The organism is Caulobacter sp. FG121, from assembly GCF_057809815.1.
Genome location: NZ_JBMDKR010000001.1, coordinates 95,139 through 121,032, shown reverse-complemented (window position 1 = coordinate 121,032; position 25,894 = coordinate 95,139). Strand labels below are relative to the sequence as shown.

Annotated in this window: 25 protein-coding genes and 1 tRNA gene; 13 read left to right on the top strand and 13 right to left on the bottom strand. The window is 68.2% G+C overall.

Annotation, left to right across the window (positions count from 1 at the left end):
- Window positions 1-72: 72 nt before the first annotated feature.
- From ACODSL_RS00630 to ACODSL_RS00615, 4 genes are read left to right on the top strand one after another with little or no spacing between them, the layout of a single operon-like run.
- Entirely contained in the window at window positions 73-948 is an 876-nt protein-coding gene (locus tag ACODSL_RS00630) for a polyprenyl synthetase family protein (protein ID WP_488898689.1), read from the top strand.
- Window positions 945-1,883 carry an ABC transporter ATP-binding protein gene (locus tag ACODSL_RS00625; protein ID WP_488898688.1) on the top strand — a complete coding sequence of 313 codons (939 nt, stop codon included), beginning with the start codon at window positions 945-947 and terminating at the stop codon, window positions 1,881-1,883. Before ACODSL_RS00630 ends, ACODSL_RS00625 begins: the two co-directional genes overlap by 4 nt.
- Window positions 1,880-3,070, top strand: coding sequence for an ABC transporter permease (locus ACODSL_RS00620; protein WP_488898687.1), 1,191 nt, complete (start codon window positions 1,880-1,882; stop codon window positions 3,068-3,070). Before ACODSL_RS00625 ends, ACODSL_RS00620 begins: the two co-directional genes overlap by 4 nt.
- An 8-nt stretch (window positions 3,071-3,078) precedes the next feature.
- The gene (locus ACODSL_RS00615) at window positions 3,079-3,591 is read left to right on the top strand and encodes a sterol desaturase family protein (RefSeq protein WP_488898686.1); all 513 of its coding nucleotides are present in this window, start codon (window positions 3,079-3,081) and stop codon (window positions 3,589-3,591) included.
- On the opposite strand, the gene ACODSL_RS00610 is transcribed toward ACODSL_RS00615, so the two are convergent.
- Genes ACODSL_RS00610 through ACODSL_RS00595 form a run of 4 tightly spaced genes read right to left on the bottom strand, consistent with a single transcriptional unit; the run spans window position 3,588 to window position 7,711 of the window.
- Window positions 3,588-4,523: a phytoene/squalene synthase family protein gene (locus ACODSL_RS00610; protein ID WP_488898685.1), complete on the bottom strand. Its 936-nt coding sequence runs from the start codon at window positions 4,521-4,523 to the stop codon at window positions 3,588-3,590. The genes ACODSL_RS00615 and ACODSL_RS00610 overlap by 4 nt on opposite strands.
- Window positions 4,520-6,007: a phytoene desaturase gene (locus ACODSL_RS00605; protein WP_488898684.1), complete on the bottom strand. Its 1,488-nt coding sequence runs from the start codon at window positions 6,005-6,007 to the stop codon at window positions 4,520-4,522. Before ACODSL_RS00605 ends, ACODSL_RS00610 begins: the two co-directional genes overlap by 4 nt.
- Window positions 6,004-7,185 (bottom strand): lycopene beta-cyclase CrtY, encoded by a 1,182-nt coding sequence (gene crtY / locus ACODSL_RS00600; RefSeq protein WP_488898683.1) that lies wholly within the window; start codon window positions 7,183-7,185, stop codon window positions 6,004-6,006. The genes ACODSL_RS00605 and crtY overlap by 4 nt, the downstream gene beginning before the upstream one ends.
- Window positions 7,186-7,216: 31 nt before the next feature.
- Window positions 7,217-7,711, bottom strand: a complete 495-nt coding sequence (locus ACODSL_RS00595) for a low affinity iron permease family protein (RefSeq protein ID WP_488898682.1) — start codon at window positions 7,709-7,711, stop codon at window positions 7,217-7,219.
- A 70-nt stretch (window positions 7,712-7,781) separates the two neighbouring features.
- Here ACODSL_RS00595 and folD point away from each other — a divergent pair, with 70 nt between their 5' ends.
- From folD to ACODSL_RS00580, 3 genes are read left to right on the top strand one after another with little or no spacing between them, the layout of a single operon-like run.
- A complete protein-coding gene (gene folD / locus ACODSL_RS00590) occupies window positions 7,782-8,678 on the top strand; it encodes a bifunctional methylenetetrahydrofolate dehydrogenase/methenyltetrahydrofolate cyclohydrolase FolD (RefSeq protein WP_488898681.1) in 897 nt (298 codons plus the stop codon).
- Window position 8,679: 1 nt separating this feature from the next.
- The gene (locus ACODSL_RS00585) at window positions 8,680-9,039 is read left to right on the top strand and encodes a c-type cytochrome (RefSeq protein WP_488898680.1); all 360 of its coding nucleotides are present in this window, start codon (window positions 8,680-8,682) and stop codon (window positions 9,037-9,039) included.
- A 13-nt stretch (window positions 9,040-9,052) separates the two neighbouring features.
- Window positions 9,053-10,453 (top strand): D-arabinono-1,4-lactone oxidase, encoded by a 1,401-nt coding sequence (locus ACODSL_RS00580; RefSeq protein WP_488898679.1) that lies wholly within the window; start codon window positions 9,053-9,055, stop codon window positions 10,451-10,453.
- An 81-nt stretch (window positions 10,454-10,534) separates the two neighbouring features.
- Here ACODSL_RS00580 and ACODSL_RS00575 read toward each other — a convergent pair whose 3' ends face one another.
- The 4 genes from ACODSL_RS00575 to ACODSL_RS00560 are packed head-to-tail and all read right to left on the bottom strand — an operon-like array spanning window position 10,535 to window position 14,014.
- Window positions 10,535-11,155, bottom strand: coding sequence for an ABC-type transport auxiliary lipoprotein family protein (locus ACODSL_RS00575; RefSeq protein WP_488898678.1), 621 nt, complete (start codon window positions 11,153-11,155; stop codon window positions 10,535-10,537).
- Window positions 11,152-12,090, bottom strand: a complete 939-nt coding sequence (locus tag ACODSL_RS00570; RefSeq protein WP_488898677.1) for an MlaD family protein — start codon at window positions 12,088-12,090, stop codon at window positions 11,152-11,154. The genes ACODSL_RS00575 and ACODSL_RS00570 overlap by 4 nt, the downstream gene beginning before the upstream one ends.
- Window positions 12,090-12,902: an ABC transporter ATP-binding protein gene (locus ACODSL_RS00565; RefSeq protein WP_488898676.1), complete on the bottom strand. Its 813-nt coding sequence runs from the start codon at window positions 12,900-12,902 to the stop codon at window positions 12,090-12,092. The genes ACODSL_RS00570 and ACODSL_RS00565 overlap by 1 nt, the downstream gene beginning before the upstream one ends.
- Window positions 12,899-14,014 (bottom strand): ABC transporter permease, encoded by a 1,116-nt coding sequence (locus ACODSL_RS00560; RefSeq protein WP_488898675.1) that lies wholly within the window; start codon window positions 14,012-14,014, stop codon window positions 12,899-12,901. The genes ACODSL_RS00565 and ACODSL_RS00560 overlap by 4 nt, the downstream gene beginning before the upstream one ends.
- A gap of 138 nt (window positions 14,015-14,152) precedes the next feature.
- On the opposite strand from ACODSL_RS00560, the gene ACODSL_RS00555 reads away from it, so the two are divergent.
- Complete coding sequence (locus tag ACODSL_RS00555) at window positions 14,153-15,907, top strand: DUF4153 domain-containing protein (RefSeq protein ID WP_488898674.1); 1,755 nt, start codon at window positions 14,153-14,155, stop codon at window positions 15,905-15,907.
- Window positions 15,908-16,093: 186 nt separating this feature from the next.
- Here the strand turns inward: ACODSL_RS00555 and ACODSL_RS00550 are convergent.
- Both ACODSL_RS00550 and gph read right to left on the bottom strand, forming a co-directional pair.
- Window positions 16,094-16,168, bottom strand: a tRNA-Val gene (locus tag ACODSL_RS00550).
- A 31-nt stretch (window positions 16,169-16,199) separates the two neighbouring features.
- The gene (gene gph, locus ACODSL_RS00545; RefSeq protein ID WP_488898673.1) at window positions 16,200-16,901 is read right to left on the bottom strand and encodes a phosphoglycolate phosphatase; all 702 of its coding nucleotides are present in this window, start codon (window positions 16,899-16,901) and stop codon (window positions 16,200-16,202) included.
- Window positions 16,902-16,970: 69 nt separating this feature from the next.
- Here gph and glmU point away from each other — a divergent pair, with 69 nt between their 5' ends.
- The 4 genes from glmU (at window position 16,971) to gor (ending at window position 21,027) form a co-directional block, all read left to right on the top strand.
- Complete coding sequence (gene glmU / locus ACODSL_RS00540; RefSeq protein ID WP_488898672.1) at window positions 16,971-18,317, top strand: bifunctional UDP-N-acetylglucosamine diphosphorylase/glucosamine-1-phosphate N-acetyltransferase GlmU; 1,347 nt, start codon at window positions 16,971-16,973, stop codon at window positions 18,315-18,317.
- A gap of 1 nt (window position 18,318) precedes the next feature.
- On the top strand, window positions 18,319-18,897 hold the full coding sequence (locus ACODSL_RS00535; RefSeq protein WP_488898671.1) for a hypothetical protein: 579 nt from the start codon (window positions 18,319-18,321) through the stop codon (window positions 18,895-18,897).
- The gene (rpiA, locus tag ACODSL_RS00530) at window positions 18,894-19,574 is read left to right on the top strand and encodes a ribose-5-phosphate isomerase RpiA (protein WP_488898670.1); all 681 of its coding nucleotides are present in this window, start codon (window positions 18,894-18,896) and stop codon (window positions 19,572-19,574) included. Before ACODSL_RS00535 ends, rpiA begins: the two co-directional genes overlap by 4 nt.
- A gap of 73 nt (window positions 19,575-19,647) precedes the next feature.
- Window positions 19,648-21,027, top strand: a complete 1,380-nt coding sequence (gene gor / locus ACODSL_RS00525) for a glutathione-disulfide reductase (protein WP_488898669.1) — start codon at window positions 19,648-19,650, stop codon at window positions 21,025-21,027.
- 9 nt (window positions 21,028-21,036) lie between these two features.
- Here the strand turns inward: gor and ACODSL_RS00520 are convergent, their stop codons facing one another.
- The 3 genes from ACODSL_RS00520 to ACODSL_RS00510 are packed head-to-tail and all read right to left on the bottom strand — an operon-like array spanning window position 21,037 to window position 24,223.
- Window positions 21,037-21,660, bottom strand: coding sequence for an ArsR family transcriptional regulator (locus tag ACODSL_RS00520; protein WP_488898668.1), 624 nt, complete (start codon window positions 21,658-21,660; stop codon window positions 21,037-21,039).
- Window positions 21,661-21,701: 41 nt separating this feature from the next.
- On the bottom strand, window positions 21,702-23,180 hold the full coding sequence (locus ACODSL_RS00515) for a carboxylesterase family protein (protein WP_488898667.1): 1,479 nt from the start codon (window positions 23,178-23,180) through the stop codon (window positions 21,702-21,704).
- Window positions 23,177-24,223, bottom strand: coding sequence for an acyltransferase family protein (locus ACODSL_RS00510; RefSeq protein ID WP_488899713.1), 1,047 nt, complete (start codon window positions 24,221-24,223; stop codon window positions 23,177-23,179). Before ACODSL_RS00510 ends, ACODSL_RS00515 begins: the two co-directional genes overlap by 4 nt.
- A 264-nt stretch (window positions 24,224-24,487) precedes the next feature.
- Here ACODSL_RS00510 and ACODSL_RS00505 point away from each other — a divergent pair, with 264 nt between their 5' ends.
- On the top strand, window positions 24,488-25,861 hold the full coding sequence (locus tag ACODSL_RS00505) for a class II 3-deoxy-7-phosphoheptulonate synthase (RefSeq protein WP_488898666.1): 1,374 nt from the start codon (window positions 24,488-24,490) through the stop codon (window positions 25,859-25,861).
- The last annotated feature ends 33 nt before the right edge of the window (window positions 25,862-25,894 follow it).

Sequence of the window (25,894 nt, the reverse complement as noted above, 5' to 3'; positions counted from 1 at the left end):
GTTGACGCTGCGTGGGCGGGTCCGTCAAATGACCTGTCCATTTTGCGGACTCACCAACAGCGTTGCGGTGGAATGGACGACGACTCCGCCTTCATCGAGCAGTGCCGGGCCGCCGTCGAGCGGCGCCTCGCGGAGCTGACTCCGGAGCGCGCCGGCCGGCTGGGCGACGCCGCCCGATACGCCCTGCTGTCGCAGGGAAAGCGCTTCCGCCCGATGCTGACGCTCCTGGCGGCGCGGGAATTCGGCGCCGAGGCATCGGCGGCGCTGGACGCCGGCTGCGCCTTCGAGATGGTTCACACGGCGTCCCTGATCCTCGATGACCTGCCCTGCATGGACGATGCGGCCCTGCGGCGAGGGCGGGCCACGACGCACCGTGAATTCGACGAAGCGACAGCGATCCTGGCATCCGTCGGCTTGCTGAACCGGGCCTTTGGCGTGATCGCCGAGGACCCGTCCCTGTCGACATCCCTGAAGGCTGACCTCTTGCGCCGGCTGTCTGACTCCGTGGGGTTCGCGGGCCTTGTCGCCGGCCAGGCGATGGATCTCGAGGACCGCACGCGCGACCGCAGCGCCGCCGACCTGGAGCTGCTCAATCACCGCAAGACCGGCGTGCTGATCATGGCCGCCGCCGAAGCGGGAGCCCTGATCGCCGGCGCGACGCCCGACGCCGTGCGACAGGTCGGCGCGTTCGCCCGGCATCTGGGCCTGGCGTTTCAGATCCACGACGATATCGTTGATGTGACGGGCGGCGCGGACGCCGGGAAGGATGTCGGCAAGGATGCGGGTATGACGACCGTGGTCTCGGCGCTGGGGCTCGACGGCGCCCGGGCGGCGCTGGAGGCTCACCTGGCCGAGGCCGAGGCCGCTCTGCTTGCCGCCGGCGCGCGACAGCGGCTGCTGGCGCCCTACGTGATGGGGCTTTTCGAGGCGCGAAAGGCCGCGGCGTGACGGCCCCGGCGATCCTCAACGTCCGGGCCGCCAGGCACCAGTATGGCTCCCTGAAGGTCCTGCGCGGGGTCGATCTGACAATCCGTCCGGGCGAGATCTATGCCCTGCTCGGACCGAACGGAGCGGGCAAGTCGACCCTCGTCGGCGCGATCTGCGGACGGTTCAGACTGACGGAAGGGGAGGTGACGCTGGACGGCCATGACCCCTTCACGACGCCCTCGGTCCGCGCCCGCCTTGGACTTGTGCCGCAGGAAATCGGCCTCTACGGCCACATGACCGTGCGCGAGAACCTCGAGGTGTTCGGGCGGCTTTCGGGTGTGGCGCGGCGCGATATCGCGGCCGCCGTGTCCCGGGCCATGGACCTGACCCTTACCGCCGACCGTCAGGGGGATCTGGTCCGTCAGCTGTCTGGCGGTTACCGCCGCCGGGTCAACATCGCCGCGGCGATCCTGCATCGTCCACGCCTGCTGATCCTCGATGAGCCGACGGTCGGCGTGGATATCGACGCCCGCGAGGCCCTGGACACTGTGATCCGCGGCCTTCGCGACAGAGGGGTGGCGGTGCTGATCATCACCCATGACCTTGACCAGGCAGACGGGCTGGCGGACCGCGTCGGCTTCCTTCGCGAGGGCCGCAAGCTGCTGGAGGGCGCGCCGCGCGCCCTGATCGCCGAAGCCTTTGGCGAGGAGATGGAAATCCTCGTCCAGATGGACGGCGATCCCGATACCGACGCGCGGAGCCTGCTGTTGGGTGAAGGTCTGGAGCGGCGCGAGGGCTACGTGTGGGCCCGTATCGACGCCGGTGGATACAAGGGGGCGGCGGCGCTGGACAAGCGGCTGCGGGAACTTGGCATGGCGCCGCGCGAGATCCGCGTCCGCACGCCGTCCCTGCAGAACCTGTTCAGTCTTGTCGCTGACTGGAGGCGGGCCGCATGATCCTGGCCATGTTCCGGGTCATGGCGCTGGCGTTGTGGCGGGACCGGGGGGCGCTGGTGATGACCTTCCTGCTGCCGCCTGTGGTGTTCCTGATCTTCTCGGCGGTCTTCGCGGGTGCGACCGGCGAGGACGTGAAGCTGAAGCTGGCCATCGCCGACGACGCCCGTACGCCCGCGTCGCGCCGGCTCGCCGACGCCCTGTTGGCAAGTCCCGAACTGCGGGCGGAACGGGCCCTACCGGATACGGGCGAGCAGGTTCGGGCGCTGGTCAAGGCCGGCAGGGCCGACGCCGGGGTGATCCTTCGGGCTGATCCGGCCTCGCCGGACGCCCCGATCGTGATCGTTTCCGACTCCAGCCGGGCCGTCGCCGCGCCGCTGACCATGGCGCGGGTGCAACAGGTGCTGGCTGACACGCTGCCGGATGTGATGCTCGTCCGTACACTGATGGATGTCGCCCCCGCTGTCGGCGGGCTGACCCGCGGACAGGTCGCCTTCGCCGCGGCTGCCCGTGAAAAGCTGAAGACAGGTGAGGCGGCGAGCGCCGGGACCGTGCTTTTCGAGCGGGAGGCAATCTCGGGAGCCCGAAAGGGCGGCGGGACCATCGCCTACTATGCCGGCGCCGTGAGTATCCTGTTCGCCCTGTTCTCGGCCATGACCGGGGCCCTGTCGCTGATCGACGAGCGGCGCTCGGGCGTGGCCGATCGAATTCTGGCCGGTGTCCGGGGCATGGGTCCGGTCGTGACCGGCAAGTTCGCCTTCCTGATCGGTCAGGGCCTGGTTCAGGCCACGGCCATCTTCGCCACCGCCCAGATCGTCTACGGCGTGCCGGTGCTGCAACACCTGGGGCCCTGGCTGATCACGACTGTCGCAGCTTCGCTCTGCGCCGCCGGGCTGGCGCTGGGCATCGTCTCCTTCTGCCGCACGCGGGACCAGGCGCAGATGCTGTCGACCTTCATCATCCTGATCCTGGCGGCGATCGGCGGCAGCATGGTGCCGCGCTTCCTGATGCCGCCCTGGCTGCAACTGGTCGGCTGGGCCACGCCGCATGCCTGGACGATCGAGGCTTACCAGGCGATCCTGTGGCGCGACGCGGGGCTTGTGGCGGTGTATCCTGCCTGGGTCGTTCTGACAGCGGCGGGCCTGGTCGGACTGCTGTTGGCCCAGGTGGCGACGCGCTTCGTTCGCTGAGACTCCTGATGCAACTGATCGCAATCAACCTGGCCCTGTTCCTTGGCGCGCTGGCGTTCATGGAAGGCTTCGCCTTCGTCATGCACAAGTACGTCATGCACGGCTTCATGTGGGTCTGGCACAAGAGTCACCACGAGCCGCGCACAGGTCTGTTCGAGCTGAATGATCTGTTCGCCGTGGTGTTCGCCGCGCCGGCCATTCTCGGGATCTGGCTGGGCACCAACGGCGGCATGCCGCTGATGCTGCCGGTGGGACTGGGCATCACCGCCTATGGCGCGATCTATTTTCTGTTCCATGACGGACTGGTTCACCGCCGCTGGCCGATGCCGAAGGCCAGGTCCGAGTACTGGAAGCGCCTGATCCAGGCGCACCGGTTCCACCATGCCGTCCACGCCAAGGACGGGTGCGTGTCGTTCGGCTTCCTGCTCGCGCCGCCTGTCCGTCGCCTGAAGGCGCAGCTCGAAGCCCGCAACGTAGACCTCCACACGGCCGCGCCCGACGGGACCGAGGCGCCGCTCTAGATCTTGCTCCACAGCGCCGGCCGTTGGGGCGCCTTGCTCCAGCGGTCCAGCGTCGCGCCGCGTAGCGCCATCAGACCGCCGCCCAAGGCCAGACCCAGCTTCTCCGGCGTGCTGGTCGACACCCGCTCATCCCAGGCCGTCGCACCGCGCGCCACGACCTTGACGCCGATCTCGCGGTAGACGCCCCGCGCCGCCGCCACGGCCCAGGCCGAGCGGAACGGCAGGCCGCGCAGGCCCCAGCGCGCGGAGGCATAGTATGGCTCCGCCGTCTCCACCAGCCGGCGTGCGAGCCCCGCGATCGCGGCGCGGTGTTCCGGCGCGGCCACGGCCGTCTCCGGCACGCCGGCCTGCGCCAGCCAGTCAGCTGGCAGGTAGAGGCGGTCGTTCTGCGCGTCCTCGACGATGTCGCGCGCGATGTTGGTCAGCTGGAAGGCCAGGCCCAGGTCCTGCGCCCGGCGCAGGGTCTCCAGATCGTGAGGCGCGACGCCCATGACGATGGCCATCATCACCCCGACGACGCCGGCCACGTGCCAGCAATAGTCCAGCGTGTCCTCGATCGTCTCGTAGCGGCGGCCGGAGACGTCCATGGCGAAGCCGTCGATCAGCTCAATAGGATAGCGCTCGGGCAGGGCCTTGCGGCGAGCCACCTCGCGGAAGGCGGCGAACGCCGGATCCTCGGTCGGTTCGCCCGCCAGCGCCGCGCGGGTGCGGGCGTAGAGGTCGACCAGCCGCTGTTCGACCTCGTCGTGGTCCAGCACTTCGCGATCATGGCCAAGGGTCTGGCCGTCAATGACGTCGTCGCAGTAGCGGCACCAGGCGTAGAGCATCTCCGCGTCGGCGCGGGTCTGGGGATCGAACAGGGCCGCCGCCGCCGCGAAGCTTTGCGAGCCCTTCTGGATCGTTTCCCGGCTGGCGGCGGCGAGATCGGTCACGCCAGGAAATCCTCGATCATCAGGCCGGCTGTGGCGCGGGCCGACCCGACGACGCCGGGAATACCTGCTCCGGGATGAGTGCCGGCCCCGACAAAGTAGAGGTTGCCGATCTGGTCGTCGCGGTTGTGGGTCCGGAACCAGGCGCTTTGGGTCAGGATGGGCTCGAGCGAGAAAGCAGATCCCTGGAAGGCGTTGAGTTCACTCTGGAAGTCGGCCGGCGTGAAGATGCGGCTGACGACGAGATCCCGCTTGAGATTCGGGATATAGCGCTCCTCCAGATAGCCGAGGATGCGGTCGCGGTACTTCGGCCCCTCGACCGCCCAGTCGATGTTTGCTGTGCCCAGGTGCGGCACGGGCGAGAGGGCGTAGAAACTGGAACAGCCCTCCGGCGCCATGCCTTTGTCGGTGGCGCAGGGCGCGTGGACGTAGAGCGAAAAGTCGTCGGCCAGGCCGTCCTTGCCGTAGATCTCGCCGATCAGCTCGCGATAGCGCGACCCGAAGCAGATCGTGTGGTGGCGCATCTGCGGATGCTCCGCCTTCAGGCCGAAGTGGACCACGAACAGTGAAGGGCTGAAGCGCGCGCCCTTCAGCCGTCTGGCCTCCGACCGGCCGCGCGGCGTCTGGCCGAGCAGCTTTTCATAGGTGTGGACGATGTCGGCGTTGGAGGCGACGGTGTCGAACGCTTCGCTCGTCCCGTCGGCGAGGGTCACGCCGGTAACGCGGCCGGCCTCGGTGGTGATCGCCTTCACCGGCGTCGACAGCCGCAACTTGCCGCCCAGTTCCTGGAACAGCGTCGCCAGCGCGGTGATCAGGCTGTGGGTGCCACCGATCGGGAACCAGACACCGCCGCGCCGCTCCAGCGCATGGATCAGGGCGTAGATCGAAGAGGTGGCGAACGGGCTGCCCCCGACCAGCAGGGTGTGGAACGACAGCGCCTGCCGCAGGTAAGGGTCCTGCACAAAGGTGCTGACCTTGGCGTAGACGCTGCGCCAGGCCTGCAGTTTCATCAGCGCCGGGGCGGCGGCGATCATGCTCTTGATGTCGAGGAAGGGCACATGGCCCAGCTTGACGTAGCCTTCCTGGAACAGCTCTTCGGAATAGGCGAGGAAGCGCCGGTAGCCGGCGACGTCGGCGGGATTGCGAGCGGCGATCTGGGCGTCGAGCGCGGCCTGGTCGTTGACGTAGTCGAAGGTGTGTCCGTCCTCCCAGCACAGCCGGTAGAAAGGATCGACGCTGACGAGCTCGACGTAGTCCGACAGCTTGCGTCCCGAGAGGGCGAACAGCTGCTCCAGGCAATCCGGATCGGTGATCACGGTCGGGCCAGCGTCGAAGGTGAAGCCTTCCTCGTGCCAGACGTAGGCGCGGCCGCCGGGCTTGTCCCGGCCCTCGTAGAGCGTCGTGTCGAAACCGGCCGACTGCAGCCGGACGGCGAGCGCAAGCCCGCCGAACCCCGACCCGATCACCGCCGCGCGCGGCTTGGTCATGCGTGTACGCCCCCAGGAAGAACAGATTTTTCGGACAGCACGGCCAGCGCGGCCGTTATTGGCACAGGTGGTTTGCCGATCAGGATACGGGCCTTGTCGGCCAGCGTGACGCGTCCGGCGTAGAACCGCTCGATGAGTCCCTGGTTCAGCCTGTAGAACCGCTCGAGCACGATGAAACGCCGTCCCGGTTCGGCTGCGCGGAACAGCATGCGGTTCAGAAGACGGTAGTAGCCGCGCTCGCGCCAACGCTGTTTCGAACGGCCCTCGGCGCAGTCCCGCACCGATTGCGTGGTCAGGACGGGCAGGGCGGCGATTTCATCGGCGAGCCGTGCTGCGTCGGGCAGCGAGTAGCCGGTGACCGGATTGAACAGCGCCGCGCGCAGGCCGACCTGGGCAGACCGTGTCTCGCGCCAGTGGGCGTCGATGTCGCCGGCCAGCGCGATCGGCAGAATGCCGGTCTCCTCCCGGACCACCGAGGCGATGGTCCATCCCTGGCCGTCGGCATAAGCCGCGATATCAGCGCGCAGGGCCTCAGCGTCGAGCGCTTCACCATCGCTGTAGCGGGTATCCTCGATCAGCAGGCGGGTGGGCGACAGCGGCAGGCTGTAGAGAAAGCGATAGCCGTCCAGCTGGTCGACGGTGGCGTCCATGACGATCGGGCCGTTCAGACCATGCGGGGCAGCCAGCTCGACCTCCAGACCGAGGAATTTTTGCCAGCCGAGCGAGAGGGCAGGGCTGGGCGCGGGACCGCGCCCGTCGATCACGCAGGGCGCCGACAGCACCCGGCCGTCCGCCAGGACGACGGAGTCCTCATCGAGGGACAACACGCCTGCGCTGGTCCAGCCGTCCTCGCCCATCGCTGCTGAAACCACCTCGTGAAACCGGCCTGAGGGGATCGCCAGATAGGGCGTGGTCAGGGTCCGGCAATGCGTGGGAAAGCGAACCTCGTAGCGGTCCCAGCGATGGGCGACCAGCGGGGCCAGCCAGTCGCCGATGGCCGGGCTGACGTCGGTGGCGAAGTGGCTCCAGGTATGCTGGCCGCCGAAGGTCGGGTCGCGCTCGACAATGATGACCCGCAGGTCGGGGCGCAGCGTCTTGAGCCGCAGGGCGATCAGGCCGTTGGCCAGACCGCCGCCAACCAGAACGACATCGGCTGTTTCAGCGCGCGGCGAGGGCATGGCCCCGGCATAGCACGATGCCGACCGATGGCTAGGCGGGCTTGCGCTTCGAGGCGGGTTTGCGTGTGGTCGCCTTGCGTTTGGCGGGCATGGGATGGCCGGGCTGGTCCACCAGCGTGGTGGTCTCGCCCTTCTGGCGGCTCGAGCGTTTCTTGTGGAGGACGGCGTGGATCTCCTTCGCCGATCGTTCGCACTCCTCGAGGATCGCCTCGAGCTCGTCGTCGGTCAGGTGCTCGATGCCGATGAACTTGTTGTCCGAGTCGCCGACCCGGATCAGCTCGTCCAGCTTGGCGTGCAGGGCGGCGTTGTCGCGGTTCTGGGTGTTCTGGATAAGGAACACCATCAGGAAGGTGATGATGGTCGTGGAGGTGTTGATCACCAGCTGCCATGTCTCGGAGAACTTGAACACCGGCCCACAGATGGCCCAGACCAGCACGCCGATGATGCAGAGAGTGAAGGCGGCGGGTTTGCCCGTCCATTTCGACACGACGTTGGCGAAGCGGGTGAACATGCGGTTGAGCGACATGGGCGGCCTCTGATTGCGCGTGCGGCGGTGAACGGGTAGGGGCCACACTGGTTCCCACGGAGACTGTGGCATGACGCAGGCGACCCTCATCGACGGCAAGGCGTTCTCGGAACGACTGCGGGCGCAGGTGGCCGTCGAGGTCGCGGCCCTGAAGGCCGACCATGGGATCACGCCGGGGCTGGCGGTGGTGCTGGTGGGCGAGGATCCGGCCAGCGAGGTCTATGTCCGCAACAAGGGCGTCCAGTCCCAGGCGGCGGGGATGTACTCCGAGACCCACAAGCTTCCCGCCGACGCCAGCGAGGCCGATGTGCTGGCGCTGGTCGAGCGACTGAACGCCGACCCCGCGATCCATGGGCTGCTGGTGCAGTTCCCGGTCCCCGACCACCTCAGCCAGGCGCGCATCGTCGCCGCCATCTCGCCAGACAAGGATGTCGACGGCCTGACCGTGACCAACGCCGGCCGTCTGGCCAGCGGCCTGCCGGCGCTGACCTCCTGCACGCCCGTCGGCTGCATGCTGCTGCTGAAGGACGTGCTGGGGGACCTGACGGGCAAGCACGCGGTGGTCATCGGCCGCTCGAACCTGATGGGCAAGCCGATGGCGCAACTGCTGCTGGCCGCCGACTGCACCGTCACAATCGCCCACAGCCGCAGCCGCGACCTGCCGGGCATCTGTCGTCAGGCGGACATCCTCGTCGCGGCTGTGGGGCGGGCCGAGATGGTCAAGGGCGACTGGATCAAGCCGGGTGCCGCCGTCATCGACGTGGGCATTACCCGCTTCCCCTCACGCGACCCGGTGCGGGCCGCCGAAGGCAGGACGCGGCTGGTCGGGGACGTGGCCTTCGCCGAGGCCAGCCAGGTCGCCGGCTGGATCACGCCGGTGCCAGGCGGGGTCGGACCGATGACCATCGCCTGCCTGCTGCAGAACACCCTGACCGCCGCCCGGCGGTTGAACGGTCTGGAGGCCTGAGATGGGACGAACTCTGGTCATCCTCGCCCTGGCGCTGTCGGCCGTTGGCTGCGGCGCCGCGCCGGCGCCGCCACCGACGCCGGAACAGGCGGCCCTGCTGCGCCCCGCCGATCCGCGTCTGGCGGCGCTTTACGGAAGCTCCTGCAAGGCCTGCCACACCGTTCCAGACTCCGGCGCGCCGATGGTCCATGACGCCGCGGCCTGGGCTCCGCGCTGGAAGCAGGGCCTGCCGGTGCTCGTCGACCACAGCATCCAGGGATTCAACGCCATGCCGGCCGGCGGCCAGTGCGCCACTTGCACCCCGGCGGATCTGGAGGCTCTGATACGCTTCATGTCCGACCACGAAGAGTCGGCGACCTAGGGCGGGGCTTCTGATGATCTCCAGACGGCAGGCGTTGATCGCGGGTGGGGCGGGCGTCGCCGTCATCGGGGGCTCGGCCGTCGCCGTCGGTACCTTCAAGGGCGACAAGCCGGAGCCGGCCGCGCCGCCGTCGACCGATGGCAAGGGCCACACGGTCTGGCGCAACTGGTCGGGCATCCAGCACAGCTATCCGGTCCAGCGCAGCGCGCCGAAGGACGAGGGCGAACTGGCGGCACTGCTCAAGGCCGGCCCTGCGCCGATCCGGGTGACCGGCGCTGGCCACAGCTTCACCGGCCTGTGCGCCACCGACGGGACGCTGGTCTCGCTCGACGCCATGACCGGCATTCAGGCCTGGGACGGCGACGACGCTACGGTCTGGGCCGGCACGCGGCTGGGCGCCCTGGGTCCTGCGCTGGCCGAAAAGGGCCGGGCGATGGCCAACCTGCCCGACATCAACAAGCAGTCTCTGGGCGGCGCGCTGGGCACGGCGACGCACGGCACCGGCCGGACGCTGAAGGCGATCCACGGCGACGTCACGGCCCTGACGTTGGTGACGGCCGGCGGCGCGGTGCTCGACTGCGACGCAAGGACCCGGCCCGAGCTGTTCAGCGCCGCGCGGGTGTCGCTGGGATCGCTGGGGATCATTTCGAAGGCAAAGCTGTCGACCTCGGCCAACCGCCGCCTGCGCCGCCGGGTCTGGCTGGAACCGTTCGAGGAGGCGCTGGAGAAGGCGGAGGAGCGCTGGGCCACCCACCGCAATTTCGAGTTCTACGCTGTCCCGTTCACCGGCCTGGCGGCCAACATCACCCATGATGAGACCGATGATCCGGCGCTGGATCGCGGGCCGGACGCCGACACGGCCTTCCTCGACGCGCTCAAGGGTCTGCGCAACCTGCTTGGCTTCTCGACCGGCCTGCGCAAGGCGGCGGCCAAGGCGCTGCTGGGCGGAACGCCGCCGGAAACGGCCGTCGACGAAGGCTGGAAGCTGCTGTCGACCGAACGCCCGGTGCGGTTCAACGAGATGGAGTTCCATCTGCCTCACGAGACCCAGCTGGCCGCGCTGAAGGAAGTCGTCGAGACCATCGAGAAACACCGGCCCGACGTCTTCTTCCCGATCGAAGTGCGCCGCATCGCGCCCGACGACGCCTGGCTGTCGCCGTTCCAGGGCGAGCCGCGTGGCTCGGTGGCGGTGCACGCCTACTACCGTGACGACTACAAATTCTTCTTCGAGCTGATCCAGCCGATCTTCGTCAGACACGGCGGCCGGCCGCACTGGGGCAAGCTGCATGATCTGAAGGGGCCTCAGCTGGCGGCGCTCTATCCGCGCTGGAACGACTTCCTCGAAATCCGGCGCGAGCTCGATCCGGACGGGCGGCTGCTCAACCCGTATCTGACGGAGCTGTTCGGACTCTAGGGGACATGTACCGCAGGTACGTGTCCCCCAATCGAGCCGCGGGTTTAGGGGGCACGTACCTGCGGTACATGTCCCTGTGCTTCAGGCCCCGGTCGTATCCACCGCGTTGACCCAGGCGATCAGCTGGCCGAGCACCTGCGACAGGGCCGCGTTGTAGGCCGGCACGATCGCGCCGACGCGGTTTTCGCTCGCGCGAATCCGGGCGGTGAAGACCTGTTCGCCCATCAAGGCCCGGTCGCGGTTGCGGGTGATCACGCCGCGCACCGCGATAACCACCTCCGGCGCACCCTTGGGGCCGCGGTCGTAGTGGGTCTCGAACGTCTGGACATCCAGCTTCAGCGAGAAGTCCGCCTTGATGACCTCTCCACGCCCGATGAGCCTCGCCCGGCCACCGCCCTGGAAGGCGGCGGCGATCTGCTCGTCGAACAGCACCGACGCCGGTGAGACCCACCGGGCGCCGGCGATATAGGCGGCCTCGCCCTTGTCGTTGACGGTCAGCAGGCGATCAGCGGCCGAGGCGCGCGGAAAGCTGGTTCCCAGACGCAGGACGCCGAACACCGGGCCGGTCGCGGCCGGCTGCGCCGCCACCCTGGCCTCGAACCGGTACAGCTGGGCGGGCTCTGCCTTGGGAAACAGGGAGATACAGCCCGACAGGGCGATGGCCGCGAGCGCGAGCGCGGCGGCGGTCAGTCGGCGGCTCACGGTTGGACCTCCACTTCCTTGGCGGGCGATTTGGCGACGACGCCCTGCGGATTCTGTTCGACCTCGCCGACCAGCCGGTCGAGCGACTCGGCGGTAGCCTGCAGGGAGGTGATGGCGCGAGTCAGCTGCGGCAGGCCCGTGTCGGCGAACTCGCTGGTCGGACCGTCGAGCTTGCCGATCATCGTCCGGGCGTCGCGAGTAGCGGCCTTCAGTTCTGCCGCCGCGTCGCTCAACTCGGCAAGGGTGCGGCGGCCGTCGCCGTCGACCAAGCCCTTCGTGCTGCGGCTCAGCTCGGTAATCTCGGTGGCGGCCGTGTCGATGCTCTGCAGCGCCTTCTGTGCGTCGGCGATGATTTCCTTGCGTTCGCGCGCTTCCGCCGTGATCGCCTGAACGTCGTTGAGCGCCGCGCTGAACGTCTTGACGTTCTCGTCGGACAGCACCCGGTTGACCCGGTCGAGCGCCTCGATCGTACGGCTCAGCACCGTGCCGCCGCCCTGAAGCAGGTCCGACAGCGTGCTGCGCTGGGTCTGGATGACGGGGATCACGTCCTCCGGAACGGTATCCTTGAGCAGCCGCTTGGTGGCGGTGCCGGCGGTGATCTGGATGAAATTGACCCCGGTGATGCCCTGCGGCTCCAGGGTCGCGACCGAGTCCTCGCGGATAGGCACGTCTGACGTCACGCGCGTTTCGGCGATGACGCGGTTGGGATCGCGACTGTCGAGCGAGATCTTGGTCACCTCGCCGACCTTGATGCCGTTGAAGTGGACCTCTCCGCCTTCCGACAGACCGTTGACCGGGCCGACGAACAGCACGTTGTAGACATCGTAGTCGCGGTTCACCTGCAGGCGCGCGAGCCAGACGATGAACACGACCATCCCGATGACCAGAGCGAGTGAGGCGACGCCCACCAGGGCGTAATTGGCGTTTCGTTCCATCAGACGCTTTGCCCCGTCCTTTTCCGCGACTCGGCCGCGGCTCTGCCTCGCGGGCCCAGGAAGTATTCCTGAATCCACGGATGATCGGAATGTTCCAGTTCCCGCACGGGCGCGTCAGCAACGACCTTGCGGTCGGCCAGCACCGCCACGCGGGTTGTGATGGCGTAGAGGCTGTCGAGATCGTGCGTGATCATGAATACCGTGAGGTTGAGGCTCGACGACAGGTCGGCGATCAGCTCGTCGAACGCCGCGGCGGCGATCGGGTCGAGGCCGGACGTCGGCTCGTCGAGAAACAGAAGCTGTGGATCGAGGGCAAGCGCCCGCGCCAGGCCCGCCCGCTTGATCATGCCGCCGGACAATTCGGAGGGTCGCAGCGCGCCGGCGCGGGGCGGAAGGCCGGAAAGGGCGATCTTGAGATCCGCCAGTTCGTAGATCTCGGCCTTCGAGAGTTTCGTGTGTTCGAACAGCGGCGCGGCGACGTTTTCCCTAACCGACAGCGACGAGAACAGCGCGCCCTGCTGGAACAGCACGCCCCATCGGCGTTCGATCGAGGTCCAGTTCTTTCGGGTGGCGGTGTCAATGTCCTGGCCGAACAACCGCACCGTGCCGCCATCGGGCGTCTTGAGGCCGATGATGGTGTTCATCAGCACCGATTTGCCGGAGCCCGAACCGCCAACGACGCCCAGAATCTCCCCGCGATTGACCGTGAGGTCGAGATCCTGATGGATCACATGGTCGCCGAACTGCGACAGCAGACCGACAATCTCGATCGGCGGAACCTCGGTATCGTCCTCGTCGACAAGGCCGCTCATACGTCGAGCTTCATGTAGAGGATGGCGAACACGGCATCGATAACGATGATGGTGAAGATCGCCTGGACCACGGCCGAGGTGACCCTCTGGCCGAGCGAGATGACGTCGCCGCCGACTTCCATGCCCTGGCGCGAGCCGATGCCGGCGATCACGGCGGCCATGATCGGCGCCTTCGAGATGCCGACCCAGAAGTGGGTTGCCCCGACGTTGTCGACGATCCGCTGCATGAAGAAGGTCGGCGACAGGTCGAGAATGTTCCAGGTGACCAGCATCCCGCCGACCATGCCGGAGAGATCGGCCACGAAGGTCAGCAGCGGCATCATCAGCAGCAAGGCGATAAATCTCGGCAGGACCAGCGCGTCGAACGGATCCACGCCCATGACCTGCATGGCGTCGATTTCCTGACGCATCTTCATTGCGCCGATTTCGGCGGCGAACGCCGATGCGGACCGGCCGGCGATCAGGACGGCGGTGATGACGATGCCGAACTCGCGCAGCACGGCGATGCCGATGGTTTCGACCACAAACACCGTCGCGCCGAAGTCCTTGAGCGTGTTGATGCCGATCAGGGCGACCACCGCGCCGATAAAGGCGGTGCCGGTCGTGACGATAGGCAGGGCGTCCAGGCCGGCGCGTTCACACTGCGCGAAAATCGGGGCCCAGCGGATCTTCGACGGTCTGGCGAGGCCACGAAGCCCGGACATGGTCAGGCGACCGATAAAGGCGAACGTCTCGACGACTTCGCCGAAGATATTGAACACGCCCTGACCGACCCGGACAAACAGGTCGTAGAGCCCGTGTTGCTGGACGTGCGGGGTCGGCTCCGCCTCGACGGCGGCCGCGACGAGGTCCAGCAGCCGGCGCGTTCCTGGCCGGGCGAGGATCTCGCTCTGGACAGCTCGTCCGTCGGTGGCCTTCAGAACGGCGAAGGCGCCGGCTGTATCGCACCGACCGATGCTGGTCAGGTCGACGGTCAGGGCCTTGGCGCCATGCAGCAGGTCGATCAGCCGGTTATCGGCGTCGCCCATGCCTTCGGCGGTCCAGTCGCCGGTGAGCACCACCGTTGCGCCGTCGTCTCCCTGCTGAACCTTGAAGTCGGCGGGCTTGCTCATGCAGGGGTCAAGGGGCTCCTTCGGACGGGGGCCAAGGTGACACGCGTTCCCACCAACGCAAAGCGCCCGCGTGCGTTGCATGCGATTGTCTTGAGTCACCTGTTGCGCGAGGCTGACATCTGAACAGGGGAGATCGCCATGGCCTATGGCATGGACGACCGGGCGAATCCGTCGGTGGTCGGCTGGGCGCGGATCGCGACCGGGCTGACGCAGGGAATTGCCCTGTGGGGACTGACAAAGGTTATCGACGGCAAGCTGGGCCTGAGTGTCAGCCATGTCCTGCTGGGCGCGCTGGAGGCGGCGGTGCTGTTCGCGCCGTTTATCGTGCTCGCGGGACTGACGGACATGCGCCGTCGGACCCTGCTGATCTGGACCGTTGTCGCGGCCGCGGCCCTGGCGGCTCTCGGCGCACATGATATCAGCCGGCAGGTGGCCCAGAAGGGCGGCCAGTGGATATCTCCGGAGGCCATCGCCTTCCTGGCGGCCGGTCTGTTCATCGCCCACCATCTGGTCGCCGGCGCCGAGTCTGATCGCAAGCTGATCGCCCGGTTCGCCACCTACTTCGATCTGGCCTGGAAGCATGGCGTTCAGCTGGCGATGTCGGCGGGTTTCGTCGGCGTATTCTGGATCGTGCTGTTCCTCGGCGGCGCGCTGTTCAAGCTGATCGGCATCACCCTGATCGCCGATGTCATCGAGAAACCCTGGTTCGCCTTCCCGGCCACGGGAACGATGCTCGCCGCGGCCGTGCAGCTGACGGACGTGCGGCATGGATTGATCCGCGGCATCCGCACGGTCGCCCTGACCCTGCTGTCGTGGTTGCTGCCGGTGCTGGTGGTGCTGGTCGGCGCGTTCATGGCGTCGCTGCCGTTCACAGGCCTGGAGCCGCTGTGGAAGACCAGGAGCGCCGCGGCCATCCTGCTGAGCGCGGCGGCGATCATGATCATCCTGACCAATGCGGCCTATCAGGACGGCGAACCTGACGAGGCGACGCCGACGGTGCTGCGCTGGGCGGCGCGGGCGGGCGGCTTGCTGCTGGTCCCGTTGGTGGTCGTGGCCGGCTACGCGGTCTGGCTACGGATCGACCAGTACGGCCTGACGCCCGACCGGATCATCGCCACAGCCTGTGTGCTCGCGGGCGTATGCTACGCGGTCGGCTACAGCGTGGCGGCGGTGCTGCCGGGCGCCTGGATGAAGCTGCTGGAGCTGACCAATATCGTCACCGCCTTCGTCGTGGTCGGGTTGATCCTCGCGCTCTTCTCGCCGCTGGCCGACCCGGCGCGGTTGTCGGTCAATGACCAGATGGCGCGGATCGCCAACGGCCGGCTGCCGCCGGACAAGGTCGACTACCGGTTCCTCCGCTTCGAAAGTCAGCGCTACGGACCGGCGGCGCTGAAGACGTTGAAGGCGAAGGGCGGAGAGGTCGGGAAGCGGGCGGGAGAGGCGCTGGCGGCGTCCGACCGAAGCCGGCTGCCGGGTCCGGCCGACACCGGTGGGGCCGCGATCCAGGTTCTGGTCGCGCCGAAAGGAAAGACCTTGCCCGCGGGTTTCCTGGCGCTTCGTGGCGCGGAGCGGGACGGCGGGCTCTCCAACTGTCTCGACAAGAGCAAGCCCTGTCAGGCCCTCCTCATTGACCTCAACGATGACGGCGTCGACGAGGTGGTGCTCAATGCGGGCTACACAATGTTCGCCTCGGCGGCTGACGCGGGCGGGACCTGGCGTCAGATCGGCCAGTTCTCCGGGCTTTGTCAGGACACCGACGCGTCACTCCGCGACGGCAAGGTCGTGACCGCTGCTCCTCGCTGGCGCGACCTGGTGATCAATGGCCGGACGACCGAGCTCAATCTCGATGACGAAAGCTGCGCCCCGGGGCCGCCGCCCTCAGTCGGACGCTGACACGGGCCCTCCTTCGCCGAGGCTTCGGAGGGCATCCTGCTTCGAATGAAGGCGAAGGGCTTGTTCTGCGAAGCCCGGAGTGGAGGGACCGGAACCTGCCCTTCTTCGCCAAGGCTTCGAAGGGCACGCCTTCGCCCAAGGTGCGGTTTCGGGTGGCTTGCCACCCGAAGCCCGCAGGGCGAAGGGTGGTGGATGCGACAGGGATTGAACCTGTGACCCCCTCGGTGTGAACGAGGTGCTCTCCCGCTGAGCTACGCATCCGCTCTGGGGCTCTTGGCCCGGGAGGCGGTGGCTATAGCGACTCGGCCGCGGTCCGGCAAGACGCCGCGAGGCCGGTGATCGCCGCCGTCAGTTCGCCGTAGCTGTCGATGACCAGGTCGCCGCCCAGCTCCGCCGGGGGCAGGTCGTTGTAGCCGAAGCTGAAAACGATGCAGGGCAGGCCCGCGGCCCGGGCCGCGCCCACGTCCGGCGAGGCGTCGCCGACCATGATCGCGCGGACCGGATCGCCGCCCGCGCGCCGGATGGCTTCCAGCAGCGGCGCGGCGTCCGGTTTCTGCACCGGCAGCACGTCCCCGCCGATGATGCCGTCAAAATGGCGGGTCATGTCGAGCGCCGCCAGCAGGGCTTCACTCAGTCCATGCGGCTTGTTGGTGCAGACGGCCAGCCGGGCGCCGCGCGCTTTCAGATCCGTCAGCGCCTCCAGGCAGCCGGCGAACGGTCGGCTCTCCTCCGCGATGCGGGCCTGGTAGACTTCAATGAAGCGCGGCCGCAAGGCGCTGATCCCGGCCTCGGTGATCGTCAGACCGACCCGCTCGTAGGCACGCTGCAACATTCCGCGCGCGCCGTGACCGACCAGCTGTCGTACCGCCGACACCGGCGCGGGGTCCATGCCCTGTTCGACCAGCACCACGTTCAGCGCGGCGATCAGGTCGGGGGCCGTGTCGATCAGGGTGCCGTCGAGATCGAAAACAACGGTCCAACCGGCGAGCGTCATCTCGGGGTCATGCATCGGCAGAGGCTTTCAGGTAAACGGGGGACAATTGCAACGTTACGAGTCGAACCGATGAGCCAGCGCGCCGCGGTGATCATGGCCGCCGGCCAGGGCACCCGCATGAAATCCCCGACGCCGAAGGTGCTGCACCGGATCGGCGGGCGGACCATGCTCGACCGGGCCATCGATGCGGTCCAGGCTGCCGGCTGCGAGCGGGTCGTGGTGGTCTGCGGGACCCACAGCCCTGCCGTCGCCGAGCATGTGCGCAAGCGACTGGACGAGGCCGCCGTGGCGATCCAGGACCCGCCGCTGGGAACCGCCCACGCGGTCTTGTCAGCCAGGGACGCCCTGGCCGGCTTTGCCGGCGATGTCATCGTGACCAACGCCGACTGCCCGCTGCTGACCGCCGGCGATTTCGCGCCGCTGTTCAATCGGCGCGCGGCCGGCGATGACCTGGTCATGCTGGCCTTCGAGGCGGCGGACCCCGCGCTCTACGGCCGGATGATCCAGGATGCGGACGGCCGGCTGCTGCGCATCGTTGAGGCCCGCGATGCATCGCCTGACGAGAAAGCCGTCAACGCCTGCTACTCCGGCATTCTCTGCGCCCCGGCGGGGCCGCTGTTCGATTGGCTGGCCGCGGTCGACAACGACAACGCCAAGGCCGAGTACTACATCACCAGCATCGTCGGCATCGCCAACGCGGCCGGCAAGCGCGTCGGCGTGGCGTTCACCTCCGAGACGGCCGTGATGGGCGCCGACGACCAGGCCGGCGTCGCCCGCGCCGAGGCGTTGTGGCAGGCCCGCGCCCGCGCCGCCCTGCTGGCCGACGGCGTGACCATGACGGCGCCGGAAACGGTGTTCCTCAGCTTCGACACGCAGATCGCCGGCGGCGTGACGCTGGAGCCCAACCTGGTGTTCGGACCCGGCGTGACGGTCGAGAGCGGCGCCGTGATCCGCGCCTTCAGCCATCTGGAAGGCGCCATCGTCCGGTCCGGCGCCATCGTCGGCCCCTACGCCCGGCTGCGGCCCGGCGCGGACATCGGCGAGGACGCCCACATCGGCAACTTCGTCGAGGTCAAGAAGGTCAAGGTCGGCAAGGGCGCCAAGGCCAACCACCTGTCCTATCTGGGCGACGGCACGATCGGCGCGAAGGCCAACATCGGCGCCGGCACGATCTTCTGCAACTATGACGGCTTCGACAAGTTCGACACCCATGTGGGCGAGGGGGCCTTCGTTGGCTCGAACAGCTCACTGGTCGCGCCGGTGACCGTCGGGGCAGGGGCCTATACCGGCTCGGGCTCGGTGATCACGAAGGACGTCGCGCCGGACGCCCTCGGGCTGGAACGGTCGCAGCAGGTCGAGAAGCCTGGCTGGGCCGCCCGGTTCCGGGCGATGAAGCTGGCGCGGAAGAAGGGCTGACATGTCGCGCGCCGCCGCATCGATCCTGATTGCCGCGACCCTGCTGTCCGCCACGGCCTCCCGCGCCGAGACGGCCGGGGCGGCGCCGGGGTTGTTCAACTACTTCAGGACCATCTGCGGCCCGGACGTCGACCCGTCCCGCACCGCCGCCCGGGCCCTGGCCGAAGGATTTGTCCCGGCGAAGAAGAAGCCCCGACTCGGCGCCATGCAGGATGTCAGGGGCTTCGAGAAGACCGTCGACGGCCGTGAGTTCTTCGTCATGGCTGCCAGCGGCAAGGGCAAGCCCCGCGACGGCCTGCCGGCCTCCACCACCCTGGCCTGCGCGGTCGGGCTGAAGGGCAAGGACGAGGCGGCCGTAGCAGCGGGGCGCCGCTGGGTCGGGGTGCCGGCCTCGAAAACCGTGATGGGCGTCGGCTTCCACGCCTTCCGCCAGGCGGGCGGCGCCCGCGTCCCGCTGGACTTCGACGACAAGTCCGCCCTGGCCGCCGCCCTGGCCGCGTCCGACTTCAATGTGCTGACCCTTTCCGGCCTCGGCGGGATGACCCTGCTGGTGCTCAGCCGCTCGCGAGAGGCGACATGACCGCGGACGACCAGAAACGCATCGCCGGCGCGGCCGCCGCCGACCTCGTGGAAGCGGGCATGGTCGTGGGGCTGGGCACCGGCTCGACGGCCGCCTGGTTCGTCAAGGCGCTGGCCGCCCGCAACCTCGACGTCCGAGGCGTGCCGACCTCGGAGAACACCGGCAACCTCGCCCGCGAGCTGGGCATCGCCCTGATCGGCCTGGACGACGTCAAGGCCATCGATCTGACCGTTGACGGCGCGGACGAGATCGGGCCGGGCCTGTCGCTGATCAAGGGCGGCGGCGCGGCCCTGCTGCGCGAGAAGCTGGTTTGGGAGGCCTCGCGCCGCTGCGTGGTCATCGCCGACGCCGCCAAGATGGTGAAGACGCTCGGCAAATTCCCGCTGCCGATCGAGGTGGTCCGCTTCGGCCACCCGCACACCGGCCGCCACCTGGCCGACATCGCCGCCGAGTTCGACCTGCCGCCGCCGCGTCTGCGCACGGCGGACCGGGGCGTGGTGGTCACCGACGGCGGCAACGTCATCTACGACCTGGCCGCCGGCGCCATCGAAGATCCCGCCGCCCTGGCCGCCGCCCTCAAGAGCGTCACCGGCGTCGTCGACCACGGCCTGTTCCTCGACCTCGCCGACGAGGCGCTGGTCGGGACCGAAACAGGGGTGGTCAGGCACGTTCCCTGACCCCATATCCTCCGATCATCCCGGCGAAGGCCGGGACCCAGATTCAGCCTGCCCCCTGACCGCCGGAGCCCCCATGGCCAACTACGACTACGACCTCTTCGTCATCGGGGCCGGTTCCGGCGGGGTCCGGGCCGCGCGGCTGGCGGCGATGACCGGCGCCCGCGTCGGCGTGGCCGAGGAATACCGCGTCGGCGGCACCTGCGTGGTGCGCGGCTGCGTGCCCAAGAAGTTCATGGTCTACGCCAGCGAGGTCTCGCAGCAGATCAAGACCGCTCGCGGCTTCGGCTGGACCGTCGCCGAGCCGACCTTCGACTGGCCGACCTTCCTCCAGGCCAAGGACATCGAGATCGCCCGCCTGTCGGGCATCTACGTCACCAACCTGCAGAAGGCCGGCGCCGACCTGCTGCACGGCCGGGCCGTGCTCAAGGACGCCCACACCATCGAGATCACCGGCCAGGACGCCCGCACCGTCACCGCCGACAAGATCCTCATCGCCACCGGCGGCCGGCCGACCTATCCGGCCGACCTGCCGGGCGTTGAGCACGCCATCAGCTCGGACGAGGCCTTCCATCTGGAGACCCTGCCCAAGTCGATCCTGATCGTCGGCGGCGGCTACATCGCCGTGGAGTTCGCCGGCATCTACGCGGGCCTCGGCGTCGAGGTGACGCTGCTCTATCGCGGGGCCAACGTCCTGCGCGGCTTCGACGACGACATCCGCGCCCACCTGGCCGGCGAGATGGAGCGGCGTGGCATCAAGGTGGTGCTCGGCTGCAGCCACGAGAAGCTGGAAAAGACCGACGCCGGCATTGTCAGCACGCTCAACAACCACATGACCTTCACCACCGAGCAGGTGATGTTCGCCACCGGCCGCGAGCCCTATGTCGCTGGCCTGGGCCTCGAGACGGCGGGCGTGGAGCTCAACGAACGCGGCGCGATCAAGGTCGACAAGTTCAGCAAGACCAGCGCCGCCAACATCTGGGCCGTCGGCGATGTGACCGACCGGATCAACCTGACCCCGGTGGCCATCCGCGAGGGCGCCGCCTTCGCCGAGACCGAGTTCAGGAACAACCCGACCACCTTCGACCACGACCTGGTCGCCACCGCCGTCTTCTCCCAGCCGCCGATCGGCACCGTCGGCATGGGCGAGGCCGAGGCCCGTAAGGCCTTCGGCCCCATCGACGTCTACCGCTCGGTGTTCCGCCCGATGAAGGTCACCTTCTACGGCGGCGAGGAACGCACCCTGATGAAGCTGCTGGTCCGCCAGGACACCCAGCAGGTCGTCGGCGTCCACGTGGTCGGCCCCGACTCCCCCGAAATGATCCAGATGGCCGCCATCGCCGTGAAGATGGGCGTGACCAAGCAGCAGTGGGACTCGACCTGCGCGGTCCATCCGACGGCGGCGGAGGAACTGGTGACGATGCGCGAGAAGTATGTGCCGGCGGAGTTGGGGTAGCGACTGACCCTAGTCGGGTCGCGAACGGCCGCGCTTCGGATCCTGCGGCGTGACCACCCAGGCGTAGGCGATGCGCTCGCCTTCGCCGTCGGCGGAACGGGCGATCAACTCCGTTACCGCGTCGAGGTGGGCGTTGATCTGGTGCAGCGTCTCGGCGTCGGGTCGGCAGACCAGGCGAGCGAAGCGCACATTGCGGGTATCGCCGCGGGTGACGCGGTGAGGCGCCGCGACGCCCCGGGCGAAGTCACGACTGGCCTGCTTGCACATCGACCCGACTAAGGCGTCGAGGATTGGCTGGTTTCTCGCCGCCTGCAGAGCCTCAAGCATGCGCATGCGTGGCGCAGGCGTGTCGTAGAGCTGCTCCGGCTTGCGGGCGGCCGGGCGTGCGCCAGCCTCGATCAACAGGCCCACCTCGGTCAGGCGCTGGATGTGATGATACAGCGACGACGGCGCGGCGCCGGTCAGTTGTCCGATCTCGCGAACCGACAACGGCCCGAACGCCGCCACCTGGTCCATGATGTCGGCCCGGACCGTCGAGACGAGCGCCCGAAGCTGCTCGGGATCGATGATCTGGTAGGTCAGGGTCCGCGCCGTGCGCGGTTGCGGGTTCGCGGGGCTCTTGGGCTGCATCATGCCCTTCGATGCCAAGGGGCGACGCGCCGGGTCAAGCGAGGTCAGTAGCTGAACTGACCGGTGCGATCGTAGTGGCCGTTGAAAAGGGCCTCCACATCGGTCGGGAGAGGCGGCAGCGGCTCGAAGGCCTCGCCGAGCCGCATGATGCCGTCACGGGGCCAGGTCGGTGACCTGGCGCCATCAGGGTCGCCAGTGCTCACGAAGTTGACCCAGTAGTCCATCATCCGCCCTGAGATCGCATGGTCCCGGTCGGTAAACGTCCGACCTGGGATCAAGTCGAGTGACCCAAACACGTATGGAACCTCGGAGGAATGAAAGGCGCGATACAGTGCCGCCTGTGGTCCAGGCAGGGGATGATCCCACAGATAGATAAAAGTAGCGCCGCCCCGCGCCCGCGCCCGTGCGTCTCTCCAGCGCTCCAGGCCCACCAGGTTGGCGTCGCGGTCGGCGGCGAGGGCCGCGTCCAGCGCCTCGGCCTCGGTCGTGGCCGGGTAGTGGCGCGCGAAGTCCGGGCCATAGGTCGCGGCGCTCTGACGGTGGCTGGCCAGCGTAGGCTTCAACCAGGAAGCTTCGTCCGACGTGACGCCAATCAGGATCGGGACCGGCGCAATGTCGGCGAGCGGGGCGAAGCCGTCGTCTCGGATGGTCACCCCATCCACGAATAGGTTCAGTCCCGCGTCGTCCGACCGTGCCAGAATCTCGCTGGCCGGCGCTGTCAGCACCGCCTCGCCCAGAGCCAGGCTGGACTCGCGCATCGTCTTCGCGTCCGGCAGGCGTTCGCCGCCCGGCGGGAAACTCTGGATGATGGCGCCTGCGATCAGACCCTTCGCCTCGGGAAGGGCCAGGAGGATGTAGGTCAGCGCCCCGCCCGCCGACTGGCCCGCTACGGTAATACGCCGGGGGTCGCCACCGAAGGCGTCCGCGTTCGCGTGGACCCAGGTCAGCGCCGCCAGAGCGTCGCGTGCGGCCTGGTTGCCGCGGGTCCCGTCCGGCTCTGGCTCCACGGCCGGGTGGGCCAGAAGTCCGAAGGCCGCGACCCGGTAGTTGATGGAGACGACGACGATGCCGCGCGCGGCCAGCGCCTGGGCGTTGGTCGCCGCGACGGCCTCGCCGCCGTCGGTCAGACCTCCGCCGGGAATCCACAGCATGACTGGCAATCGCTGTCCCGGCCGGTGCGCCGGTGTCCATACGGTCAGGGTGAGACAGTTCTCGCTGACCGCGCCCTGGGGCGAGAATTCGCTGGTCCACGGCCCCCACCCCTTGGAGGAGATGTTCTGGGTGCAGCTTGGTCCGAAGGCCCTCGCCGATCGCACGCCTCTCCAGGCCGGCGCGGTCCGCGGCGCTCGCCAGCGAAGTGGACCGGTCGGCGAGGCGGCGTAGGGGAGGCTGTAATAGACCGATACCCCGTTTGGCAGCGCCACGCCTTCGGCGATCCCTTGCGCGACCGTTGTCCGCGGCTGCGCCGCCGCGACGGCTGGCGCGATCAGCGCCACCAGAAGCGCTGCCGCCCAGACTCTCATGGGGCGATCGGCCGGGCCGAGAGGCGCTTCTGCCGCCAGCGGTCGACCGGACGTTCGATCAGCAGCATGATCGCGGTCGACACCGCGAAGGTTCCGCCAATCGCCATCCAGATTGGGAAAGGGGGCTTGAAGGTCAGCACCAGACCGATGACGATCAACTGACTGAGGTAGACCGGATAGCTCAGGTCGCCGATCCAGCGGTCGAGCGGATTGTTCCTGAAGGCGTGGAAGATCGGCGGAACGGCCAGCGCCACCACGGCGTAGGTCACCCAGCGGTCGATGCCCGGCGCCAGCTTCAAGCTGGTGAAGACCAGGCAGAACCCGATCAGCGCGACGGCCGCAAACCAGCCCAGGGCCTTGGGCGTCTTTTCGACCAGTGGCATGGCGCGGAAGCCCAGCACCCCAGCCAGGAACAGGAACAACACCGTCGGGAACAGCCGTCCTTGCCAGAGCAGGAAGTCGACGTCGAGGAGGTGGCCGGATTGCCTCAAGGCGATGCTGGCCAAGGCGAGCAGCACGATCCAGCTCGTCTTCAGCCGCGTTACGAACGGCGCGATGAGGTAGAACATCAGCTCGGTCGACAGGCTCCAGGATTGCGGCGCCAGCAGACCCTGCCACCCGATGCTGTCCTTGGCCGGGTCCGCGTAGGCGTCGAACACAAGAGCGCCGTGCGGGTCGATGGTGAACCAGAACAGCAGATCCTGGCCGAATACGACCAGGTTCTCGACCACCATGACGATGGCGGATGTCGGGTGGCCGAGCAGTCTGGCCATCAGTTCGGGCGTTCCGGTCACGCTGGCCTTCAGGCCGAACAACGCGACGGCCCCCAGAACCAGCATGACGATATAGGTCGGCGCCAGCCGCAGCAGCCGGTTGGACCAGAAAAGGCCGGCATTCTTGTATTTTCCGTCGAGAACCAGGGCCATGTAGAAGCCCGAGATGACGAAGAAGGCCTGCACGGCCAACCCGCCGCTCAGGATCTTGTAGCTCGTCAGAGGCAGGTGCGAGAGCAGCACCGCCAGCGCGAGCAGAACACGGATCATACCCACCGACATCTCCCCCTGCGTGGACGGGAGGAGGCTAGGAGTAATTCAAAATGGATCCAAATTTAGAATTGTTAATGTGCGCGCGGCCGGCTTTGCGCGTCCACGAAAAGGGTGCCCCCGGCGATCCCAAAGCGAGCCCGCGCCCCAAACTCCTCACGCAAGCCCATGCCCTTCACCCGCCGTTCACGCCTTTAGGGCGCATTATTTTGCCTTCGAACACGGCTTCCTGTATGAGCCGCGATCCATTTCAGAGTTGAGATCATGACCGAGCGCTGGACCCCGTCGTCCTGGAGAGCCAAGCCCGCCAAGCACCTGCCGACGGATTATCCGGATGCGGCCTTGGTGGAGCGTGTCGAGAGCGAGCTTCGCCGGATGCCGCCGCTGGTGTTCGCGGGCGAGGCGCGCCGGTTGAAGTCGCTGCTCGGCGACGTGGCGGACGGCAAGGCCTTCCTGCTGCAAGGCGGCGACTGCGCCGAGAGCTTCAAGGAATTCCATGCGGACAACATCCGCGACACCTTCCGCCTGATCCTGCAGATGGCGGTGGTGCTGACCTTCGCCGGCGGCAAGCCGGTGGTGAAGGTCGGCCGCATCGCCGGCCAGTTCGCCAAGCCGCGCTCCGAACCGATCGAGACGATCGACGGGGTGACGCTGCCGTCCTATCGCGGCGACAACATCAACGGCATGGACTTCAACGCCGCCGACCGCGCGCCGGACCCCGAGCGGCTGCTGAAGGCCTACGCCCAGGCGTCCTCGACGCTGAACCTGCTGCGGGCCTTCGCCGGCGGCGGCTACGCCGACCTGCACAACATCCACCGCTGGACGCTGGGCTTCGTGTCCGACAGTCCGCAGGGCGCGCGCTACCGCGAGCTGTCGGACAAGATCAGCGAGAGCCTGGCCTTCATGGCGGCCATCGGCGTCACGCCCGAGAGCCATCCGGGCATGAAGCAGGTGGAGTTCTTCACCAGCCACGAGTCGCTGCTGCTGGGCTTCGAGGAGGCCATGACGCGCGTCGATTCGACCTCGGGCGACTGGTACGACACCTCGGCCCATATGCTGTGGATCGGCGAGCGCACGCGCCAGCTGGACGGGGCGCACGTCGAGTTCGCCCGCGGGGTCAAGAACCCCATCGGCATGAAGGTCGGCCCGACGCTGGAGCCGGACGACCTGCTGCGGCTGATCGATACGCTGAACCCGGCCAACGAGCCCGGCCGGCTGACGCTGATCGGTCGCTTCGGCGCCGACAAGATCCATGAGCGCCTGCCGCGCCTGATGGCCGCGACCAAGAAGGCCGGCCGCTCGGTGGTCTGGGCGACCGACCCGATGCACGGCAACACCATGAAGGCCAACAACGGCTACAAGACCCGGCCGTTCGACAGGATCCTCGCCGAGGTGAAGGGCTTCGTCGACGTGGCCGAGGCCGAGGGCGTCCACCCCGGCGGCGTGCACCTGGAGATGACCGGCCAGAACGTCACCGAATGCACGGGCGGCGCCCGGGCGGTGCTCGAGGGCGAGCTGGGCGACCGCTACCACACCCACTGCGACCCGCGTCTGAACGGCGAACAGGCGCTGGAGCTGGCTTTCCTCGTGGCCGAACGGCTCAAGTCCGGCCGCGACGGCCTGCGGGCGGCAAGCTGATCTCCGGGGACATGTACCGGCTTCGGTACGTGT

Bases quoted from the DNA above. Each gene is read 5' to 3' on its own strand.
- folD (WP_488898681.1), top strand. From the start codon at position 7,782: ATGACGCAGGCGACCCTCATCGACGGCAAGGCGTTCTCGGAACGACTG.
- ACODSL_RS00535 (WP_488898671.1), top strand. From the start codon at position 18,319: ATGTCGCGCGCCGCCGCATCGATCCTGATTGCCGCGACCCTGCTGTCC.
- ACODSL_RS00580 (WP_488898679.1), top strand. From the start codon at position 9,053: ATGATCTCCAGACGGCAGGCGTTGATCGCGGGTGGGGCGGGCGTCGCC.
- ACODSL_RS00615 (WP_488898686.1), top strand. From the start codon at position 3,079: ATGCAACTGATCGCAATCAACCTGGCCCTGTTCCTTGGCGCGCTGGCG.
- ACODSL_RS00505 (WP_488898666.1), top strand. From the start codon at position 24,488: ATGACCGAGCGCTGGACCCCGTCGTCCTGGAGAGCCAAGCCCGCCAAG.
- crtY (WP_488898683.1), bottom strand. From the start codon at position 7,185: ATGCCCTCGCCGCGCGCTGAAACAGCCGATGTCGTTCTGGTTGGCGGC.
- ACODSL_RS00570 (WP_488898677.1), bottom strand. From the start codon at position 12,090: ATGGAACGAAACGCCAATTACGCCCTGGTGGGCGTCGCCTCACTCGCT.
- rpiA (WP_488898670.1), top strand. From the start codon at position 18,894: ATGACCGCGGACGACCAGAAACGCATCGCCGGCGCGGCCGCCGCCGAC.
- ACODSL_RS00515 (WP_488898667.1), bottom strand. From the start codon at position 23,180: ATGAGAGTCTGGGCGGCAGCGCTTCTGGTGGCGCTGATCGCGCCAGCC.
- ACODSL_RS00565 (WP_488898676.1), bottom strand. From the start codon at position 12,902: ATGAGCGGCCTTGTCGACGAGGACGATACCGAGGTTCCGCCGATCGAG.
- gor (WP_488898669.1), top strand. From the start codon at position 19,648: ATGGCCAACTACGACTACGACCTCTTCGTCATCGGGGCCGGTTCCGGC.
- glmU (WP_488898672.1), top strand. From the start codon at position 16,971: ATGAGCCAGCGCGCCGCGGTGATCATGGCCGCCGGCCAGGGCACCCGC.
- gph (WP_488898673.1), bottom strand. From the start codon at position 16,901: ATGACGCTCGCCGGTTGGACCGTTGTTTTCGATCTCGACGGCACCCTG.
- ACODSL_RS00605 (WP_488898684.1), bottom strand. From the start codon at position 6,007: ATGACCAAGCCGCGCGCGGCGGTGATCGGGTCGGGGTTCGGCGGGCTT.
- ACODSL_RS00560 (WP_488898675.1), bottom strand. From the start codon at position 14,014: ATGAGCAAGCCCGCCGACTTCAAGGTTCAGCAGGGAGACGACGGCGCA.
- ACODSL_RS00620 (WP_488898687.1), top strand. From the start codon at position 1,880: ATGATCCTGGCCATGTTCCGGGTCATGGCGCTGGCGTTGTGGCGGGAC.
- ACODSL_RS00555 (WP_488898674.1), top strand. From the start codon at position 14,153: ATGGCCTATGGCATGGACGACCGGGCGAATCCGTCGGTGGTCGGCTGG.
- ACODSL_RS00520 (WP_488898668.1), bottom strand. From the start codon at position 21,660: ATGATGCAGCCCAAGAGCCCCGCGAACCCGCAACCGCGCACGGCGCGG.
- ACODSL_RS00595 (WP_488898682.1), bottom strand. From the start codon at position 7,711: ATGTCGCTCAACCGCATGTTCACCCGCTTCGCCAACGTCGTGTCGAAA.
- ACODSL_RS00510 (WP_488899713.1), bottom strand. From the start codon at position 24,223: ATGATCCGTGTTCTGCTCGCGCTGGCGGTGCTGCTCTCGCACCTGCCT.
- ACODSL_RS00585 (WP_488898680.1), top strand. From the start codon at position 8,680: ATGGGACGAACTCTGGTCATCCTCGCCCTGGCGCTGTCGGCCGTTGGC.
- ACODSL_RS00630 (WP_488898689.1), top strand. From the start codon at position 73: ATGGACGACGACTCCGCCTTCATCGAGCAGTGCCGGGCCGCCGTCGAG.